General features: G+C 64.7%; 17 protein-coding genes. 13 read left to right on the forward strand and 4 right to left on the reverse strand.

From position 1 onward, the window contains the following. Positions 1 to 13: 13 nt before the first annotated feature. The 9 genes from QO034_RS07960 (at position 14) to QO034_RS08000 (ending at position 8,335) form a co-directional block, all read left to right on the forward strand. Positions 14 to 661 (forward strand): amino acid ABC transporter permease, encoded by a 648-nt coding sequence (locus QO034_RS07960; RefSeq protein WP_284484979.1) that lies wholly within the window; start codon positions 14 to 16, stop codon positions 659 to 661. 27 nt (positions 662 to 688) lie between these two features. Then, the gene (locus QO034_RS07965; RefSeq protein WP_284484980.1) at positions 689 to 1,345 is read left to right on the forward strand and encodes an amino acid ABC transporter permease; all 657 of its coding nucleotides are present in this window, start codon (positions 689 to 691) and stop codon (positions 1,343 to 1,345) included. A 19-nt stretch (positions 1,346 to 1,364) separates the two neighbouring features. Continuing rightward, the gene (locus tag QO034_RS07970) at positions 1,365 to 2,141 is read left to right on the forward strand and encodes an amino acid ABC transporter ATP-binding protein (protein WP_284484981.1); all 777 of its coding nucleotides are present in this window, start codon (positions 1,365 to 1,367) and stop codon (positions 2,139 to 2,141) included. 14 nt (positions 2,142 to 2,155) lie between these two features. Further along, positions 2,156 to 3,493: an aminotransferase family protein gene (locus tag QO034_RS07975; protein ID WP_284484982.1), complete on the forward strand. Its 1,338-nt coding sequence runs from the start codon at positions 2,156 to 2,158 to the stop codon at positions 3,491 to 3,493. Positions 3,494 to 3,502: 9 nt separating this feature from the next. After that, positions 3,503 to 4,429, forward strand: coding sequence for a BKACE family enzyme (locus QO034_RS07980; protein ID WP_284484983.1), 927 nt, complete (start codon positions 3,503 to 3,505; stop codon positions 4,427 to 4,429). 3 nt (positions 4,430 to 4,432) lie between these two features. Then, positions 4,433 to 4,912, forward strand: coding sequence for a GNAT family N-acetyltransferase (locus QO034_RS07985; protein WP_284484984.1), 480 nt, complete (start codon positions 4,433 to 4,435; stop codon positions 4,910 to 4,912). Further along, positions 4,909 to 5,937: a histone deacetylase family protein gene (locus tag QO034_RS07990; RefSeq protein WP_284484985.1), complete on the forward strand. Its 1,029-nt coding sequence runs from the start codon at positions 4,909 to 4,911 to the stop codon at positions 5,935 to 5,937. Before QO034_RS07985 ends, QO034_RS07990 begins: the two co-directional genes overlap by 4 nt. 217 nt (positions 5,938 to 6,154) lie before the next feature. Beyond that, positions 6,155 to 8,011, forward strand: coding sequence for a Na/Pi cotransporter family protein (locus QO034_RS07995; protein ID WP_284484986.1), 1,857 nt, complete (start codon positions 6,155 to 6,157; stop codon positions 8,009 to 8,011). A gap of 66 nt (positions 8,012 to 8,077) precedes the next feature. Next, positions 8,078 to 8,335 carry a coiled-coil domain-containing protein gene (locus tag QO034_RS08000; protein ID WP_284484987.1) on the forward strand — a complete coding sequence of 86 codons (258 nt, stop codon included), beginning with the start codon at positions 8,078 to 8,080 and terminating at the stop codon, positions 8,333 to 8,335. On the opposite strand, the gene QO034_RS08005 is transcribed toward QO034_RS08000, so the two are convergent. Continuing rightward, positions 8,332 to 9,573 (reverse strand): cytochrome P450, encoded by a 1,242-nt coding sequence (locus QO034_RS08005; protein WP_284484988.1) that lies wholly within the window; start codon positions 9,571 to 9,573, stop codon positions 8,332 to 8,334. The two genes, QO034_RS08000 and QO034_RS08005, sit on opposite strands and share 4 nt — an antisense overlap. A gap of 112 nt (positions 9,574 to 9,685) precedes the next feature. Between QO034_RS08005 and QO034_RS08010 the strand changes: the two genes are divergently transcribed. Further along, the gene (locus QO034_RS08010) at positions 9,686 to 10,051 is read left to right on the forward strand and encodes a TfoX/Sxy family DNA transformation protein (RefSeq protein WP_284484989.1); all 366 of its coding nucleotides are present in this window, start codon (positions 9,686 to 9,688) and stop codon (positions 10,049 to 10,051) included. Here QO034_RS08010 and ndk read toward each other — a convergent pair. Next, positions 10,018 to 10,440, reverse strand: a complete 423-nt coding sequence (ndk, locus tag QO034_RS08015) for a nucleoside-diphosphate kinase (protein WP_284484990.1) — start codon at positions 10,438 to 10,440, stop codon at positions 10,018 to 10,020. The two genes, QO034_RS08010 and ndk, sit on opposite strands and share 34 nt — an antisense overlap. Positions 10,441 to 10,581: 141 nt before the next feature. Here ndk and abc-f point away from each other — a divergent pair, with 141 nt between their 5' ends. From abc-f to QO034_RS08030, 3 genes are read left to right on the forward strand one after another with little or no spacing between them, the layout of a single operon-like run. Further along, positions 10,582 to 12,426 (forward strand): ribosomal protection-like ABC-F family protein, encoded by a 1,845-nt coding sequence (abc-f, locus tag QO034_RS08020; RefSeq protein ID WP_284484991.1) that lies wholly within the window; start codon positions 10,582 to 10,584, stop codon positions 12,424 to 12,426. Beyond that, positions 12,423 to 13,043, forward strand: a complete 621-nt coding sequence (locus QO034_RS08025) for a MarC family protein (protein WP_284484992.1) — start codon at positions 12,423 to 12,425, stop codon at positions 13,041 to 13,043. Before abc-f ends, QO034_RS08025 begins: the two co-directional genes overlap by 4 nt. Before the next feature lie 51 nt (positions 13,044 to 13,094). Further along, positions 13,095 to 13,676 (forward strand): retropepsin-like aspartic protease family protein, encoded by a 582-nt coding sequence (locus tag QO034_RS08030; protein ID WP_284484993.1) that lies wholly within the window; start codon positions 13,095 to 13,097, stop codon positions 13,674 to 13,676. A gap of 4 nt (positions 13,677 to 13,680) precedes the next feature. Here QO034_RS08030 and QO034_RS08035 read toward each other — a convergent pair whose 3' ends face one another. Next, on the reverse strand, positions 13,681 to 14,139 hold the full coding sequence (locus QO034_RS08035; RefSeq protein ID WP_284484994.1) for a DNA polymerase III subunit chi: 459 nt from the start codon (positions 14,137 to 14,139) through the stop codon (positions 13,681 to 13,683). Between the two features lies 1 nt (position 14,140). Further along, complete coding sequence (locus QO034_RS08040) at positions 14,141 to 15,625, reverse strand: leucyl aminopeptidase (RefSeq protein WP_284484995.1); 1,485 nt, start codon at positions 15,623 to 15,625, stop codon at positions 14,141 to 14,143. Positions 15,626 to 15,658: the final 33 nt, after the last annotated feature.

Consider the following 15,658-nt stretch of genomic DNA (forward strand, 5'->3'; position numbering starts at 1 on the left):
ACGGAGTCCCCCTTTGGACATCGACCTGATCCTGCGAGTCTATCCGTTCTTCCTGGAAGCGGCGCTCGTCACCATCCAGTTGTCGGTGCTGACCACGATCCTGGGCCTGATCTGCGGCGCGCTCGGGGCGGCGGCCCGCCTGTCGCGCAGCGCCGTCCTGCGCGCCATCGGGGCCACCTATGTCAGCCTGTTCCGCGGCACCCCGGCGCTGATCCAGTTGTTCATCCTGTATTTCGGCGGCCCGCAGATTGGCATCCAGCTCGATGCGTTCGAGGCCGGCGTGATCGGGCTTGGCGTCAACATCGGTGCCTACATGACCGAAACCATGCGCGGCGCGATCCTGTCCGTCGACAAGGGCCAGACCGAAGCCGCCCGCACCCTGGGACTGAGCCGCTGGGAAACCATGCGCAAGGTGGTGCTGCCACAGGCGATGCGCCTCATGATCCGCCCGCTCGGGGTGAACATCAACGCACTGATCAAGGGCACCGCCCTTGTCGCCGCGATCTCGGTGGTCGAACTGACCTATACGGCACAACGCTACATCGGCAGCACCTACAAACCCTTTGAAATGTTCCTGCTGTCCGGGGCGCTTTACATGCTGATCATCTACATCACCGGGCGGGCCATTGCCTGGCTCGACCGCCGGGCCCGGATCACATGATCCGCCGGCGCGACAGGGGAGGCCGCCATGGGGCTTGATTTCACGGTGGTGCCCGACTATTTCGGCGTGCTGATGCTGGGCGGGGCATGGACGATCGCGATTACGATCGGCGCCGGTCTGCTCAGCTTTTTCATCGGCATCCTGTTCGCGGTCATCGCGCTCTACGGACATTGGTCCGTGCGGCTGCCGGTTCGCCTGTTCGCCTGGCTGTTCATGGGCACCCCGCTGCTTCTGCAACTGTTCCTGATCTATTTCGGACTGATCCAGATCGGTATCGACTTGCCGGCCTTCGTCGCCGGGGTCATCGGGCTGGGGCTGCATTTCGCGGTTTACAATTCGGAACTGATCCAGGCCTCGATCCTGGCCGTCGACAAGGGCCAGTATGAAGGAGCACGCACACTCGGCCTGTCGCGCGGGCAGACCCTGCGCCGTGTCGTCATCCCGCAGGCGGTGCGCGCGGTTGTGCCGCCGATGGGCAACAACATGATCGCCCTGCTCAAGGATTCCGCCCTGGTTTCGGTGATCGGGGTCATGGAAATCACGCTGGCGGCGCAACAGGCGATCAGCCGCACCTATCGGCCGTTCGAATTCTATCTTGCGGCGGCGGCTTGCTACTATGTCGTCAACCTTGCCCTCGAAGCCGGATTGCGGCGCCTGGAACGGCGCATCGCGGCGTCGCGCTAGTCATTGACCGGAGGCCCAGATGCCAGACGTTCCCTTCATCGAAATCCGCCACGCGGCCAAGAGCTTCGGCGCGCTGGAGGTTCTCAAGGACATCAACCTGACCGTCGATCGGGGCCAGATCGTCGCCATCATCGGCCCCTCCGGGTCCGGAAAATCGACCCTTTTGCGGGCGATCAACGAACTCGACCCGCTGACCTCGGGCGAGGTCTGGCTGGAAGGCGTGCAGATCAACAAGAAACTGCCGCATCGCCAGTATGAAAAACACGTCAACCAGGTGCGCCAGGACATCGGCATGGTGTTCCAGCACTTCAACCTGTTTCCGCACCTGACGGTGCGCGGCAACATCACCCTTGCACCGAAGATGCTGAAGGGGCTGACCACCGAAGAAGCCGACCGGCTGGCCGAGGAACAGCTGGCCAAGGTCGGATTGTCCGAAAAGATCGACGAATTCCCGTCGCGCCTGTCGGGCGGGCAGAAACAGCGCGTCGCCATTGCCCGCGCGCTGGCGATGAAGCCCAAGGTCATGCTGTTCGACGAAGCGACCTCCGCCCTCGACCCGGAACTGGTGGAAGAGGTGAACCTCGTCATGAAACAGCTCGCCGAAGAGCACATGACCATGATCATCGTCACCCACGAGATGGATTTCGCCGCATCGGTCTGCGACCGTGTCCTGTTCATGGATCAGGGGGTGGTCGTCGAGGAAGGGCCGCCCGGCGTAATCTTCCAGACCCCCGCCCACGAGCGCACGCGCAACTTCCTGCGCAAACATCTTGCCCGCGCCGCCGGGCAGGCCTGACCGGGAACCGCCAGATGTCCAACCTGTTCTACCAGACGAAATCCGCCCGCCCCGTGCTGGACCGCGCCGAGGGCATTTACATGTGGGACACGTCGGGCAACCGGTATATCGACGGGTCCTCGGGCGCGATGGTCAGCAACATCGGGCATTCCAACCCGGCGGTTCTGGCGGCGATGCGCGCGCAGATGGACAAGTCCACCTTCGGCTACCGGCTGCATTTCCAGACCGAAAGCTCCGAAGAACTGGCCCGCAGGACCGCCGCGCTGGCCCCGGAAGGGCTGAACAAGGTGTTCTTCGTCTCCGGCGGATCGGAGGCCGTCGAAAGCACCCTCAAGATGGCGCGGCAATACGCGCTGACCCAGGGACAGGCGCAGCGCTACAAGGTGATCTCGCGGATGCCGAGCTATCACGGCTGCACCCTCGGGGCACTGGCGATCACCGGCTATGCGCCGATGACCGCCCCGTTCGACCCGATGATGCGCGCCATGCCCAAGGTCCCTGCCCCGCGTGCCTATCTCGACGGGCTTGACCCGGACGATCCGGAGACCGGACGCCATTATGCGGATATGCTTGAGGCACGGATCCTTGAGGAAGGCCCGGAAACCGTGCTGGCTTTCATCGTGGAACCCGTCGGCGGCGCGTCCACCGGCGCGCTGGTGCCGCCAGAAGGCTACATGCGCAATGTCCGCGACATCTGCACGCGATACGGCGTGCTTCTGATCCATGACGAGGTGATGACCGGCGGCGGGCGCACCGGGCGGTTCTTCGGGGCCGAACACTGGGGCGTCACGCCCGACCTGATCGCCCTGTCCAAGGGGTTCGGAGGCGGTTACGTGCCGCTTGGCGCGATGGTGGCGCGCGACGATATCGTCGAGGCCGTGATGCAGGCGGGCGGCTTCGTTCATGGCTTCACCTATGCCGGCAATCCCCTGGCCTGCGCCGCCGGCCTCGCCGTGCTCGACCAGATCGAACAGCATGACCTCACCGGCAACGCGGCCCGCATGGGCGCGGCGCTGACGGATCGCCTGCGCGGGCTGATGCAGCGCTATCCCCTGATCGGCGACGTGCGCGGCAAGGGCCTGCTCACCGCCTTCGAACTCATGGCGGACCGCGCGACCAGGGCCCCGTTGCCCAAGGAGCTGAACGCCCATTCCCGGCTGGTCGATATCGCCTATGACAACGGGCTGATCATCTATTCGCGCCGCACCCGCGGCGGTCTGTCGGGCGACCATTTCCTCGTCTGCCCGCCGCTGATCGTGGACGAAACGCAACTGGACGAGATCGCCGGCATTCTCGACCGCAGCCTGGCCCAGTTCATGACGGAAATTCCCGCCCCGGCGGGACGGGCATAGGAGCGGACCATGTCCAAGATCATCATCACCTGCGCCGTCACCGGGTCGATCCATACCCCGTCGATGTCGCCGCACCTGCCCATCACCGCAGATCAGATCACCGAGCAATCCATCGCCGCCGCCGAGGCCGGGGCCGCAATCCTGCATCTGCATGCGCGCGACCCGGAAAACGGCCGGCCGTCGGCCGATCCGGCACATTTCATGGCGTTCCTACCGCGCATCAAGCAACGCAGCGACGCCGTTCTCAATATCTCGACCGGGGGCAGCGCCACGATGACGCTGGACCAGCGCCTCGCCGCCCCGAAAATGGCCGAACCCGAGATGTGCTCGCTCAACATGGGCACGATGAATTTCGCGCTCTACCCGGCGGCAGAGCGGATTACCGACTGGCAGTATGACTGGGAAAAACCCTTTCTCGAAGGGTCCGACGATCTGGTGTTCAAGAACACCCCCCGCGACATGGCGCATGTGCTGAACGAAATGGGCGACAAGCGCGGATCGCGGTTCGAATTCGAATGCTACGATGTCAGCCATCTCTACATGCTGCGGCACTTCATGGACCGGGGGCTGGTTCAGGCGCCGCTGTTCATCCAGTTCGTCTTTGGGGTGCTCGGCGGGATCGGGCCGGACCCGGAGAACCTGACCCATATGAAGCTGATCGCCGACAAGCTGTTCGGCGACGACTACGGCTTTTCGGTTCTGGCGGCGGGGCGACACCAGATGCCGCTGATCACCATGTCGGCCATACTCGGCGGGCATGTGCGCGTCGGACTGGAAGACAGCCTGATGATCTCGCGCGGGACGCTGGCGCGGTCCAACGCCGAACAGGTGCTGAAGATCCGCCGCATTGTCGAGGAACTGGGCCGCACCGTCGCCACGCCGGAAGAAGCCCGCGGGATGCTGCATCTCAAGGGCGGCGACCGCACGGCCATCTGATCGATGCGGGACGCAAGCATCCGGACCGCGACGCGCGGCGACCTGCCCCGGTTGCACGACGCGCTCTGCCGGTTGTCCGCGGATCTGGGGGATGTGCACAGGGCCGATCTCGCGGCGCTGGAACAGGCCGGATTCGGGGCGCGGGCGAGCTTTCGGGCCGCGCTGGCGCTGCGCGGCGACACCACGGTCGGAGCGCTGGTCGCTTCGCCGCTGTTCTCGACGACGCTTGGCGGCAGCGGTCTCTTCGTCTCCGACCTCTGGGTCGCGCCCGAGGAACGGGGACAGCGCCTCGGGCAGCGGCTTCTGGCCTTCGCCGCCGGGATGCAGGTCGCCGGCGGCGCGCAGTTCATCAAGCTGGCCGTCTACCGGGACAATCCCGAGGCCGAACGGTTCTACCGGCGGCTGGGCTTCGTTCCGGGCCCCTCGGAAACCAGCCTGCGCCTGAGCGGCGCGGCCCTGGAGAATTTGAAAGGACAGACATGAAAGCGATCTTCGATGACCGGCAGTGGAAACACGAACCCGGCCACTTCATGGCCAATGGCGCCATTCTGCCCAACCCGGAACAGTGCGAGCGCATCGCCCGCCTGACCGAAGGGGCCAAGGCGGCGGGATGTGCGTTTCAAGCCCCCGATGACGCCGGGATCGGCCCCATCGCCGCGCTGCATTCGCCGGAATATCTGACGTTTCTGCAAACCATCTATACGCGGTGGCGTCGGATTGAAGGTGCGGGAAACGAAGTCATTCCGAACATCCACCCGGCCAGCCGCGGCGACGGATACCCGAAATCCGCCGTCGGACAGGCCGGGTTTCACCAGGCGGATACCGCCTGTCCGATTGCCGAAGGCACCTGGGAGGCCGCCTACTGGTCGGCCCAATCGGCGATTTCCGGCGCCGACCTGCTGCACGCGGGCGACAGAAGCGCCTATGCCCTGGCGCGCCCGCCCGGACACCACGCGTTCGGCGATCTGGCCGGCGGGTTCTGTTTTCTCAACAATTCCGGCATCGCGGCGCAGAGACTTCTTGCGAAGGGTCTGCGTCCGGCAATTCTCGATGTCGATGTGCACCACGGCAACGGCACGCAGGGGATATTCTATGACCGCAGCGACGTGCTGACCGTATCGATCCACGCCGATCCGGAACGTTTCTACCCGTTCTTCTGGGGCCATGCGCAGGAACGCGGGGCCGGTCCGGGGCTGGGCTACAACCTCAACCTGCCGCTGGCGCGCGGCGCGGATGACGCGACCTATCTGGGCACGCTCGACACGGCGCTGACCCGCATCCGCAGTTTCGGCGCGGATGTGCTGGTCGTCGCGCTGGGTCTGGACGCGTCCATCGACGATCCGTTCAAGGGGCTTGCCGTCACCACGGACGGCTTTGCCCGGATCGGGGCCGCCATCGCAAGGACCGGCCTGCCCTGCCTCTTCGTGCAGGAAGGCGGGTATATCTGCGATGCGCTCGGCGACAACCTGACCAGCGTCCTGAGCGGCTTTCGCGACGCGGCCGGGTAACGGCCCCGCCGGACGGCGATGGGATTGATCCACGTCATTCCCCGGCAGGCGAAATCCTGTTTCCCTTGACTCCGGTGGCGACAACGGCCTCGATCATCCGAGGCCACAGGCGCAGTATTGTGACGAGAGATCGCGACGTGAATACCCCGGCGGATGAGAATGGCGGACGTCGCATTTTTCCCGGCGGACGCGGTCCCGGTCGCCGGGAAAACATTTGTTGCAGAGCTTCCTTTCTGCCGCGCCCCTCCGCGCCATGCTGATCCAGAAGCTGCTCCTGCCCGTGGTTCTGGCGATGCTGTTCGTCAGCTTCTACCTGAGTCCGGACTTCCAGGAAATCGCGGCCGGTGTCGCGATCTTTCTTTTCGGAATGCTGATGCTGGAAGACGGCTTCCGCCTGCTGAGTGGCGGTTTTCTCGAAAAGCTCCTGACGCGGGCGACAGACACCCTGCCCCGGTCCATCGGATTCGGGTTCCTCGCGACTTCGCTGATGCAGTCGAGTTCGCTGGTTTCGATCATCACCATATCGTTCCTCAGCGCCGGTCTGATCACGCTCAAGGCCGGTGTGGGCATCATCTTCGGCGCGAATATCGGCACCACCACGGGGGCGTGGCTGGTGGCCGGTTTCGGGTTGAAGGTCAACATCTCCGCCTATGCCCTGCCGATGCTGGCCGTCGGCATCATCCTTGTCTTTCAATCCAACAAATACCTTCGCGGCGCGGGCTACGCCCTTGGCGGGCTGGGGTTCCTGTTCCTCGGCATTCATTTCATGAAGGAAGGGTTCGACGCCTTCAACGACCAGTTCGACCTGTCGCGCTTTGCCATGGGCGGGGTTCTCGGACTCGTGGTCTACACGCTCGTCGGCGCCGCCGCGACCGTGGTCATGCAATCGAGCCATGCTACCATGGTCCTGATCATCACCGCCCTGGCGGCGGGACAGATCAGCTATGAAAACGCGTTGGCGCTCGCCATCGGGGCGAACATCGGAACCACGATTACCGCGCTGATCGGCGGGTTTTCGTCGAACTACCAGGGCAGGCGCCTGGCGCTGGCTCATCTGATCTTCAACGTCCTGACGGCGGGCGTCGCACTGGCCCTGATCAGCGGGATGGTCGAGGTCGTGGACGGGGTCAGCGCAGGGATCGGGATTTCCGAAACAGACTATTCCTTGAAGCTGGCGGTGTTTCACACGCTGTTCAACCTTCTGGGCGTGGTGCTGATGCTGCCGCTGGTCGATTGGCTGATCCGTTTTCTGGAACGGACCGTTCCCGAACCGGAAACGGATGTCAGCCAGCCCCGCTACCTGTCGGATGCGGTATACCAGTTCCCGGAAACGGTCGAAGCGTCGCTGAGCAAGGAGGTCGGGCATCTGGGCGAAAACGCGATCGAACTGATCGCCCACGGCCTGAACCTGCGCCGTCACGATCTCTATTCTTCGACCGATATCGCGGCCACGGTGAAGGCGAGCAGGACAGCGACCGATCTCGACTTCGACAGGCTCTACGATCACCGGGTCAAGGTCCTTCACGCCGCCATCCTCGAATTCGCGACCCGCGCGGGGGGCAGGAAACTGCCGGAACCGGTCATGAACCGGCTCTATGACCTGCGCGACGCCGCGGGTCAGCTTGTCAGTGCCGTGAAGGCGGTGAAACACCTGCGACGGAACGCAACCGCCTATACCAGCCGTCCGCAGGGCAAGGTCACGGACCTTTACAACGGGTTGCGCACCGAAATCGCGCGCATCCTGATCGAGCTTCACAAGCTGGATCAAACCGCGCCCGAAGAGCGCAGCAGCCTGTGGCTGGACCAGGAAAGGACCCAGATCGACAAGGACCGCAAGGCCACAATTCACACCATCGAAACGCTGATCCGAAGCGGCGAGATGGACGCGCGGAAAGCCACCTCTTTCGTGAACGATTCCGGCTACGCCTATCAGGCCATGCTGGACCTGCTGTCCGCGGCGCGCATCTATGCCTTCCAAACCGAAGGCCCCATGGCCGAGGTCGAACGCATCCTGGCCCTTGACGAGGAGGACCTCGACCAGATGTCGGACCATGGCAAGCGGCCGGCAAAGTGACATACCCGTGACACCGACTTGTGCCATGGACAGAACAGGCACCGGAAACCGAAGGAACAGACAGACATGGGCTTGAAGAAAAGCACGGCGAAGCTGGACGACTATTTCGAACGGCTCGAACAGAACAAGGCGGCGAAGATCAAACCCGAACACGTCGAAAAGGTGCTTGAAAAGCTCAGGGCCAAGGAACGTGACCTTCTGGAAGGCCTGGAGGCCGCGCACAAGACCGACAAGGCCGAGCGGTTGACATCAAAGCTGAACGTGGTGCGTGAACAATTGCGCCGGGGCGAATGGCTGATGGACGAAATCCGCTCTGACGCCTAACCGGCCTGTGGTCCCAGGTCGGCGGGCAGGCTTGCGTAGCCGTGAAACCGTATCCGGCCGCCCCCCTTGCGCCCGTCGGCGATCCGGTAGCCGGGAAACCGGGTCAGGAACTGCCCGATCGCGACCCGGCCTTCCATCCGCGCCAGCGTCAGGCCGATGCAGACATGCGGCCCACCCGCAAAGGCCAGGTGCCGGTTGGGTTTTCGCGCGATATCCAGCCGTTTCGGATCGTCGAACACCTCCGGGTCCCGGTTGGCGGCCCCGATGCAGAGATGCAGGTTCGTGCCTGCCGCGATGCGCCGCCCGCCAATTTCGACCGCTTCCGAGGTTTCCCGGTTGCCGAATTGGTTGGGCGACCGGAAGCGCAGGAATTCCTCGACCGCGGAGGTCATGAGATCGGGATCGGCCAGCAGGCGCGCCTTCTGATCCGGATGGTCGTTCAGCAGCGCAAGGCCGTTTCCGATCAGATTGGTCGTGGTTTCATGGCCGGCATTCAGGATGAAGATGCAGTTCTGGATCAGCTCCGTTTCGCTCAGCTGTTCGTCCGCGCCGTCGCCCCGGATCAGCCGGGTCAGGACATCGGTGTCCGGGTTTCCGGGTTTCGCGCGACGCCGCGCGACCAGGTCCCGAAGGTAGTCCGAGAATTCCGACACCGCCCGGTTTCCGCGGTCAAGCTGCTGCTCCGTCAGCGCAGGCTCCAGCGCGCCGAGAATGGCCAGCGACCAGTCGCGCAGCGGGCCGCGTTCATCCTGCGGGACATCCAGCAGATTTCCGATGATCTGGATCGGAATCGACGACGCGTAGTCCTCGATCAGGTCCACGCCCCCCCTGTCAGCCATATTGTCCAGCAGGCCGTCGACCGTTTCCCGCAATCCCGGCTCCATCCGCGCGATGGCGCGGGGGGTCAGGGCGGCGGTCATGATCCGGCGCACCCGCGTATGGAGCGGCGGGTCGCTGAACACGAGGGACGTGGTGTGATGTTCAAAAAGCGGCGAGCCGACGCCGAATTTCGGCCCGAACACCGCCTTCTTGTCCGAGATGAATAGACGCGTGTCCCGATAGACCCGATCCAGATCCGCATGACGGCACAGCAGCACCGAACCGTCAGGCTGGGCCAGCACCGGGGCATGTTCCAGCAGCGCGTCGTAGAACGGGAAGGGTTGGTCGACGAAGCCATCCGGCGGATCGGCCAGGTCGAACTGCCGCGCGATATCCCTGTCCGGTCTCTGCGCCGTCATTGTTTCGTCCTCCCCTCGACCTGCTTTTCCGCAGCGTTCCGCAGTGCGCCCTGTCTGTCAATCGGCGGCTCTGCCGATGACAGCCGCGAAACGGCGGGATAGACAGGCGATCATGAACGAACCCGTATCCTCGATCCGAAATCTCGGCCCGGCCTTTGAGCAAGCCTGCGCCCGCGCGGGCATCCATTCGGCGGAGGCGTTGCGCGCGCTTGGTCCCGACGAAGCCTATGCGCGCCTTTTGCGCACCGGCACAAAGCCGCATTTCATCGGCTATTACGTCCTGGTCATGGGCTTGCAGGGACGCCCCTGGAACGACTGCAAGGGCAAGGAAAAGGACTCCCTGCGCGCCCGGTTCGACGCGATCAAGGCCGCCGCGCATGACAAGGGCCGCTCCCGTCTGGAAGCGGCCCTCGATGCGATCGGGGTGATTGAACGGCAGGCGGCTCAGCCGACCAGTTCGAGACCCGAGAAGAAATAGGCGATTTCGACCGCTGCGGTTTCCGGCGCGTCCGACCCGTGGACCGAGTTTTCGCCGACGGATTCGGCGAACTCGGCGCGGATCGTGCCGGGGGCCGCGTCGGCCGGGTTGGTGGCGCCCATGATTTCCCGGTTTCTGGTGATGGCGTTCTCGCCTTCCAGAACCTGCACGACGACCGGTTCGGAGGACATGAAGTCGCAAAGTTCGTCATAGAACGGGCGTTCCGCGTGGACGGCGTAGAACACGCCCGCCTGCGCCTTCGTCATGTGAATGCGCTTCTGCGCGATGATGCGCAGGCCCGCGTCCTCGAACTTGGCGTTGATCTTGCCGGTCAGGTTGCGGCGGGTGGCATCGGGTTTGATGATCGAAAAAGTGCGTTCCAGGGCCATCGGGCGTCTCCTTGTCTGGCGGCAGGACATTGTCGCCCGCCGATACATATCGCGCGCCGCCTAACATGGGGCGCTGGCGTTGAAAAGAGACTTGTTCCGCCCGCAATTGACAGCACGCCTGCACTCCGTCAAACCGCGCCCATGTTACGCATCACCGATATATCCTATGCGGTCGAAGGCCGCCCGCTGTTCGAACACGCCAGCGCCACCATTCCGACCGGCCACAAGGTCGGCCTGATCGGGCGCAACGGGGCGGGCAAGACCACCCTGTTCCGGCTCATTCGGGGCGAGTTGCACCTGGAAGGCGGCAGCATCACCCTGCCCGCCCGCGCCCGTATCGGCGGCGTGGCGCAGGAAGTTCCCGGCAATGATGTGTCGCTGCTGGACACCGTTCTGGCCGCCGACACCGAACGCGCCGAACTGCTGGCCGAGGCCGATTCCGCCACCGACCCGGTCCGCATCGCCGAGGTGCAGACCCGGCTGGCCGATATCGACGCCTGGTCCGCCGAAGGGCGCGCCTCGTCGATCCTGCGCGGCCTGGGGTTCGAGGCCGAGGAACAGCTGATGCCCTGTTCCGCCTTTTCCGGCGGCTGGCGGATGCGGGTGGCGCTGGCGGCGGTGCTCTTCGCGCAGCCGGACTATCTGCTGCTCGACGAACCGACCAACTATCTCGATCTCGAAGGCGCGCTCTGGCTGGAAAACTACCTGATGCGCTACCCGCATACGGTCATCATCATCAGCCACGACCGCGATTTGCTGAACCGCGCTGTGGGCGGCATCCTGCATCTCGAAAATCGCGGGCTGACCTATTACACCGGCAACTACGACCAGTTCGCCCGCCAGCGCGCCGCGAACCGGGCGGTGCAGGCGGCGGCGGCCAAGAAACAGGATGCGCGGCGCGCCCACCTGCAAGCCTTTGTCGACCGGTTCAAGGCCAAGGCCAGCAAGGCGAAACAGGCGCAGAGCCGGGTCAAGATGCTGGAGAAGATGGAAACCATCCGCGCGCCCGAAGACGCGGCGCGCACCGTGTTTTCCTTCCCCGAACCGGAAGAACTGTCCCCCCCGATCATCGCCACCGAAGGCGTGCAGGTCGGCTATGGCGACACCGTGGTGCTGCGCAACCTGAACCTGCGCATCGACCAGGACGACCGGATTGCGCTTCTGGGCAAGAACGGTCAGGGCAAGTCGACTCTCGCCAAGCTGCTCAGCGACCGGCTGGCCCCGATGGCGGGCAAGATGACCCGGTCGGGCAAGCTGCGCATCGGCTTCTTCGCCCAGCACCAGGTCGAGGAACTGCGCGTCGAGGAAACCCCGCTGCAACATCTGCTGCGCGAACGCCCCGCCGAAGGCCAGGCGAAACTGCGCGCGCGGCTGGCCGGCTTCGGTCTTGGCGCGGATCAGGCCGAAACCGCCGTCGGCCGCCTGTCGGGCGGACAGAAGGCGCGGCTGTCGCTGCTGCTGGCCACCCTGCCCGCGCCGCATCTGCTGATTCTGGACGAGCCGACCAACCATCTGGACATCGAAAGCCGAGAGGCGCTTGTCGAGGCCCTGACCGCCTATTCCGGGGCGGTGATCCTGGTCAGCCACGACATGCACCTGCTGTCGCTTGTCGCGGACCGTCTCTGGCTGGTGAGCGACGGCACGGTGAAACCCTATGACGGCGACCTGCCGTCCTATCGGAAACTGCTGCTCAGCCGCGACAAACCCGGCCCCAGGCCGGAAACGCCCAAACCGAAACGCCCGTCCCGCGATGCGATACTGGCGCTGCGCGCCGAAGCCCGAAAGGGCGAGGAACGCGTTCAGAAGCTGAACGACATGCGCGACAAGCTGGCGAAGAAACTGGCGGACCCGGCGTTGTATGAAGACGGCAAGCAGGGCGAGGCCGAAGTCTGGCAGCGCAAATATGCCGAGGTCATGAACGGGCTGGACCGGGCCGAGGCGCTGTGGATGACGGCGCTCGAAAAACTGGAAAAGGCCGAGGCATGATCGTCGACGGCGCCTTTGTCGTGACCGCCTTCGTCACCCTGTTCGTGGTGATCGACCCGATCGGGCTGGCGCCGCTGTTCATGACCATGACTCACGGCATGGACTCCGCGCGACGCCGCGCCATCGGGTTGCGGGCCTGTCTTGTCGCGATCGGAATCCTGACCCTGTTCGCGGGCTTCGGCGAAGCGGTTCTGGGCTTCATCGGGATCTCGATGGCCGCCTTCCGCGTCGCCGGCGGCATCCTCTTGTTCCTGACCGCGCTGGACATGCTGTTTGAACGGCGCAGCAAACGGCGCGAGGATCAGGCCGAAGAAGACGGGCATGATCCCTCGGTGTTTCCGCTGGCGATCCCCTTGATTGCCGGACCCGGCGCCATCGCGACGATGATACTGCTGGTTGGTCAGAGACCGGGGGTCGAAGGCTTCGCCCTGGTGGTCGGGGTGATGATTTCGGTGGTGGGGCTGGCATTCCTGCTGTTCCTCGTCAGTGGCATCCTCGCCCGCGCGCTCGGCAAGACCGGGATCAACGTCGTGACGCGCCTTTTCGGCATGCTGCTGGCGGCGCTTGCGGTGCAATTCGTGCTCGACGGGTTGCGGGATTTCGGGTTCGCGGCATAGGAGTCCGCCGGAAACCGCCTATATCCAAAGCGTGAAGCGGAGTGAAAGTGCATGAACGGGATCGAGTGGGGCAATCTGATCTACCTGGGTCTGCTGCTTGCCATGATCCTGTCGTGGTTCGTGGCGCAGAACCGCCGGTCGCTCGGCAAACTCGCGCAGCAGGCGCTGGCGTGGGGATTGATCTTCGTCGGGGTGATCGCCGCCATCGGGGTCTGGGACGACATTCGCCAGACCATCGTGCCAAGCCAGGGCGTGCTGACCGAAACCGGCCAGATCGAAGTGCCCCGCGCCCGCGACGGGCATTATTACCTGACGCTTGTGATCAACGGCAAACCGGTGGATTTCCTGATCGACACCGGGGCTTCGCAGGTAGTTCTGTCGCATTCCGATGCCGAGCACCTGGGCTTGGTCACGCCCGATCTGGCCTATACCGGGCGGGCGATGACCGCGAACGGAGAGGTGCGCACCGCGCCGGTGCGGCTGGACAGTGTCGAACTGGGTCCGGTGCTGGACCGCAATGTCCGGGCCTGGGTGAACGAGGGTGAAATGGACAAGTCGCTTCTGGGCATGTCCTACCTGCAACGCTGGAACCGGATCGAGATCACCGGCAACGCTCTGGTGCTGTCGCGCTGATCCGTCAGCGTTTCGATTTCATTTCCCAGCGGCCCGATTCCTCGGACCAGTATTGCGCCGGACAACCGGCATCCGTCAGCGATTTCCATTGCATGCGGGCACGGTCCACCGCCGCCCCGTCATTGCCGTCGAACAGGATACACACGCGGGCCAACGCCTTGACATCCTCCGGGGTGACTTCTGCCCCGTCCACCGCCATCAGGCAGTCCGGCGCGTTGGCGGCCTCGGGCGCTGTGGTCAGGAGGATCGGCTGATCGGCATCGTGCGGCCCGCCGGCGATGCCATGCGGAAGAAACCCGTCCTCGGCCCCCAGCCAAAGCGTTTCGTCCAACTGCGCCATGCGTCCGCCATCCGTTCCGCGCACGGCGACGCGCCAGCCGGCCTGACGCGCCTTGCCCAGAAGCACGGGCAGGGTGTGTTCGAGCGGATGCCGCGTCAGGTGATAGAAATAGGAGTCGCCCATGTCAGCCCTTTTCGAACTTGTCCTGCACCAGTCGGTTCAGCGCCGCGACGCCCCAGCCGGTCGCGCCCTTGGGCGCGAAATCCGTATCGGACTTCACCGACGCCACCCCGGCGATGTCGAGGTGAATCCACGGGGTTTCGTCCTTGACGAACCGCGCCAGGAACTGCGCCGCCGTGATCGACCCCGCGGGACGGCCGCCGGTGTTCTTGATGTCGGCGATGCGCGACTTGATCAGCTCGTCATAGCCCTTGCCCAGCGGCATCCGCCACGCGCCCTCGCCTTCGGCCTTCGCGGCCTTCAGGAAGGCGTTGCAGAATGCATCTTCGTTGGAGAAGACACCCGCATTCTCATGACCCAGCCCGATGATGATTGCGCCGGTCAGGGTGGCCAGATCGACCATGCCCGCGGGATTGAACCGTTCCTGCGCATACCAAAGCACATCCGCCAGCACCAGCCGGCCTTCCGCATCGGTGTTGATGACCTCGACCGTGGTGCCCTTCATCGACCTGATCACGTCGCCGGGGCGCGTCGCATTTCCCGATGGCATGTTTTCCACCAGGCCCACGAGCCCCACCACATTGGCCTTGGCCTTGCGCAGGGCAAGCGCGCGCATCGTGCCCGCGACCACGCCGGCCCCGCCCATGTCCATGGTCATGTCTTCCATGCCGCCCGCCGGTTTCAGCGAAATGCCGCCGGTATCGAACACGACGCCCTTGCCGACCAGGGCCAGCGGCGCGTCGCCCTTGGCGCCGCCGTTCCATTGCATGACGACAACCTTGGACGGGCTGTCCGACCCCTGCCCGACGCAGAGCAGGGTGCGCATTCCCAGCTTTTCCAGTTCGTCTTCCTCGAGAACCTCGACCGTGAGCCCCAGCGACTCCATTTCCGCCAGCCGGTTGGCGAATTCCGTCGTCGTCAGCACATTTGCAGGTTCGTTGACGAGATCGCGGGTCATATGCGCGCCCTCCGCCACGGCCAGCAGCGGCGCGACCGCCTCGGTCATGTCTTCCGGGTGACTGTGATGGATCGCCACCGGTTCGGACTCCTTGCCGTCAGCGTCGTCCTCGGCGGACTTGTAGAGATCGAACCGATAGTCCCGCAGCGCGATCCCAAGTGCAATGTTGGCCGCCTCGCGCGTGGCGCCCGCCATGAGCGTCAGCGCCTTGGTGCCCTTCGCTTTCGCCAGTGCCGCCCCGGCCTTGCGCGCCGCGACCGGCGTCACCTTGCGGTCGAGAACCAGGACGTCGAGCGCCTCGGCGGACATGCCGAGCGGCAGCGCAAGCGTGATCACCTGACCCGATTTCGCCTTGGCAAACCGATCGCTGTCCACCAACCGCGCCACCGCCCCCCTGGTCAGCCGGTTCGCCCGGCGCGCGGCGGGATCGAGCTTGCCGTCCGGCGTGACCAAGATGGCCACGCGCCCGGTCGCGGCCGCGATGCAGTCCAGATCGGTGGCTTCAAATCGGATCGGTGTCAGACGGCTCATGTAGTGGCTCCTCTTTTCGGTTGCGACCACAGG

This window comes from Sedimentitalea xiamensis (assembly GCF_030164465.1).
Lineage (GTDB): Bacteria > Pseudomonadota > Alphaproteobacteria > Rhodobacterales > Rhodobacteraceae > Sedimentitalea > Sedimentitalea xiamensis.

Bases quoted from the DNA above. Each gene is read 5' to 3' on its own strand.
- QO034_RS07965 (WP_284484980.1), top strand. From the start codon at position 689: ATGGGGCTTGATTTCACGGTGGTGCCCGACTATTTCGGCGTGCTGATG.
- QO034_RS07970 (WP_284484981.1), top strand. From the start codon at position 1,365: ATGCCAGACGTTCCCTTCATCGAAATCCGCCACGCGGCCAAGAGCTTC.
- QO034_RS07975 (WP_284484982.1), top strand. From the start codon at position 2,156: ATGTCCAACCTGTTCTACCAGACGAAATCCGCCCGCCCCGTGCTGGAC.
- QO034_RS07980 (WP_284484983.1), top strand. From the start codon at position 3,503: ATGTCCAAGATCATCATCACCTGCGCCGTCACCGGGTCGATCCATACC.
- QO034_RS07985 (WP_284484984.1), top strand. From the start codon at position 4,433: ATGCGGGACGCAAGCATCCGGACCGCGACGCGCGGCGACCTGCCCCGG.
- QO034_RS07990 (WP_284484985.1), top strand. From the start codon at position 4,909: ATGAAAGCGATCTTCGATGACCGGCAGTGGAAACACGAACCCGGCCAC.
- QO034_RS08000 (WP_284484987.1), top strand. From the start codon at position 8,078: ATGGGCTTGAAGAAAAGCACGGCGAAGCTGGACGACTATTTCGAACGG.
- QO034_RS08005 (WP_284484988.1), bottom strand. From the start codon at position 9,573: ATGACGGCGCAGAGACCGGACAGGGATATCGCGCGGCAGTTCGACCTG.
- QO034_RS08010 (WP_284484989.1), top strand. From the start codon at position 9,686: ATGAACGAACCCGTATCCTCGATCCGAAATCTCGGCCCGGCCTTTGAG.
- ndk (WP_284484990.1), bottom strand. From the start codon at position 10,440: ATGGCCCTGGAACGCACTTTTTCGATCATCAAACCCGATGCCACCCGC.
- abc-f (WP_284484991.1), top strand. From the start codon at position 10,582: ATGTTACGCATCACCGATATATCCTATGCGGTCGAAGGCCGCCCGCTG.
- QO034_RS08025 (WP_284484992.1), top strand. From the start codon at position 12,423: ATGATCGTCGACGGCGCCTTTGTCGTGACCGCCTTCGTCACCCTGTTC.
- QO034_RS08030 (WP_284484993.1), top strand. From the start codon at position 13,095: ATGAACGGGATCGAGTGGGGCAATCTGATCTACCTGGGTCTGCTGCTT.
- QO034_RS08035 (WP_284484994.1), bottom strand. From the start codon at position 14,139: ATGGGCGACTCCTATTTCTATCACCTGACGCGGCATCCGCTCGAACAC.
- QO034_RS08040 (WP_284484995.1), bottom strand. From the start codon at position 15,625: ATGAGCCGTCTGACACCGATCCGATTTGAAGCCACCGATCTGGACTGC.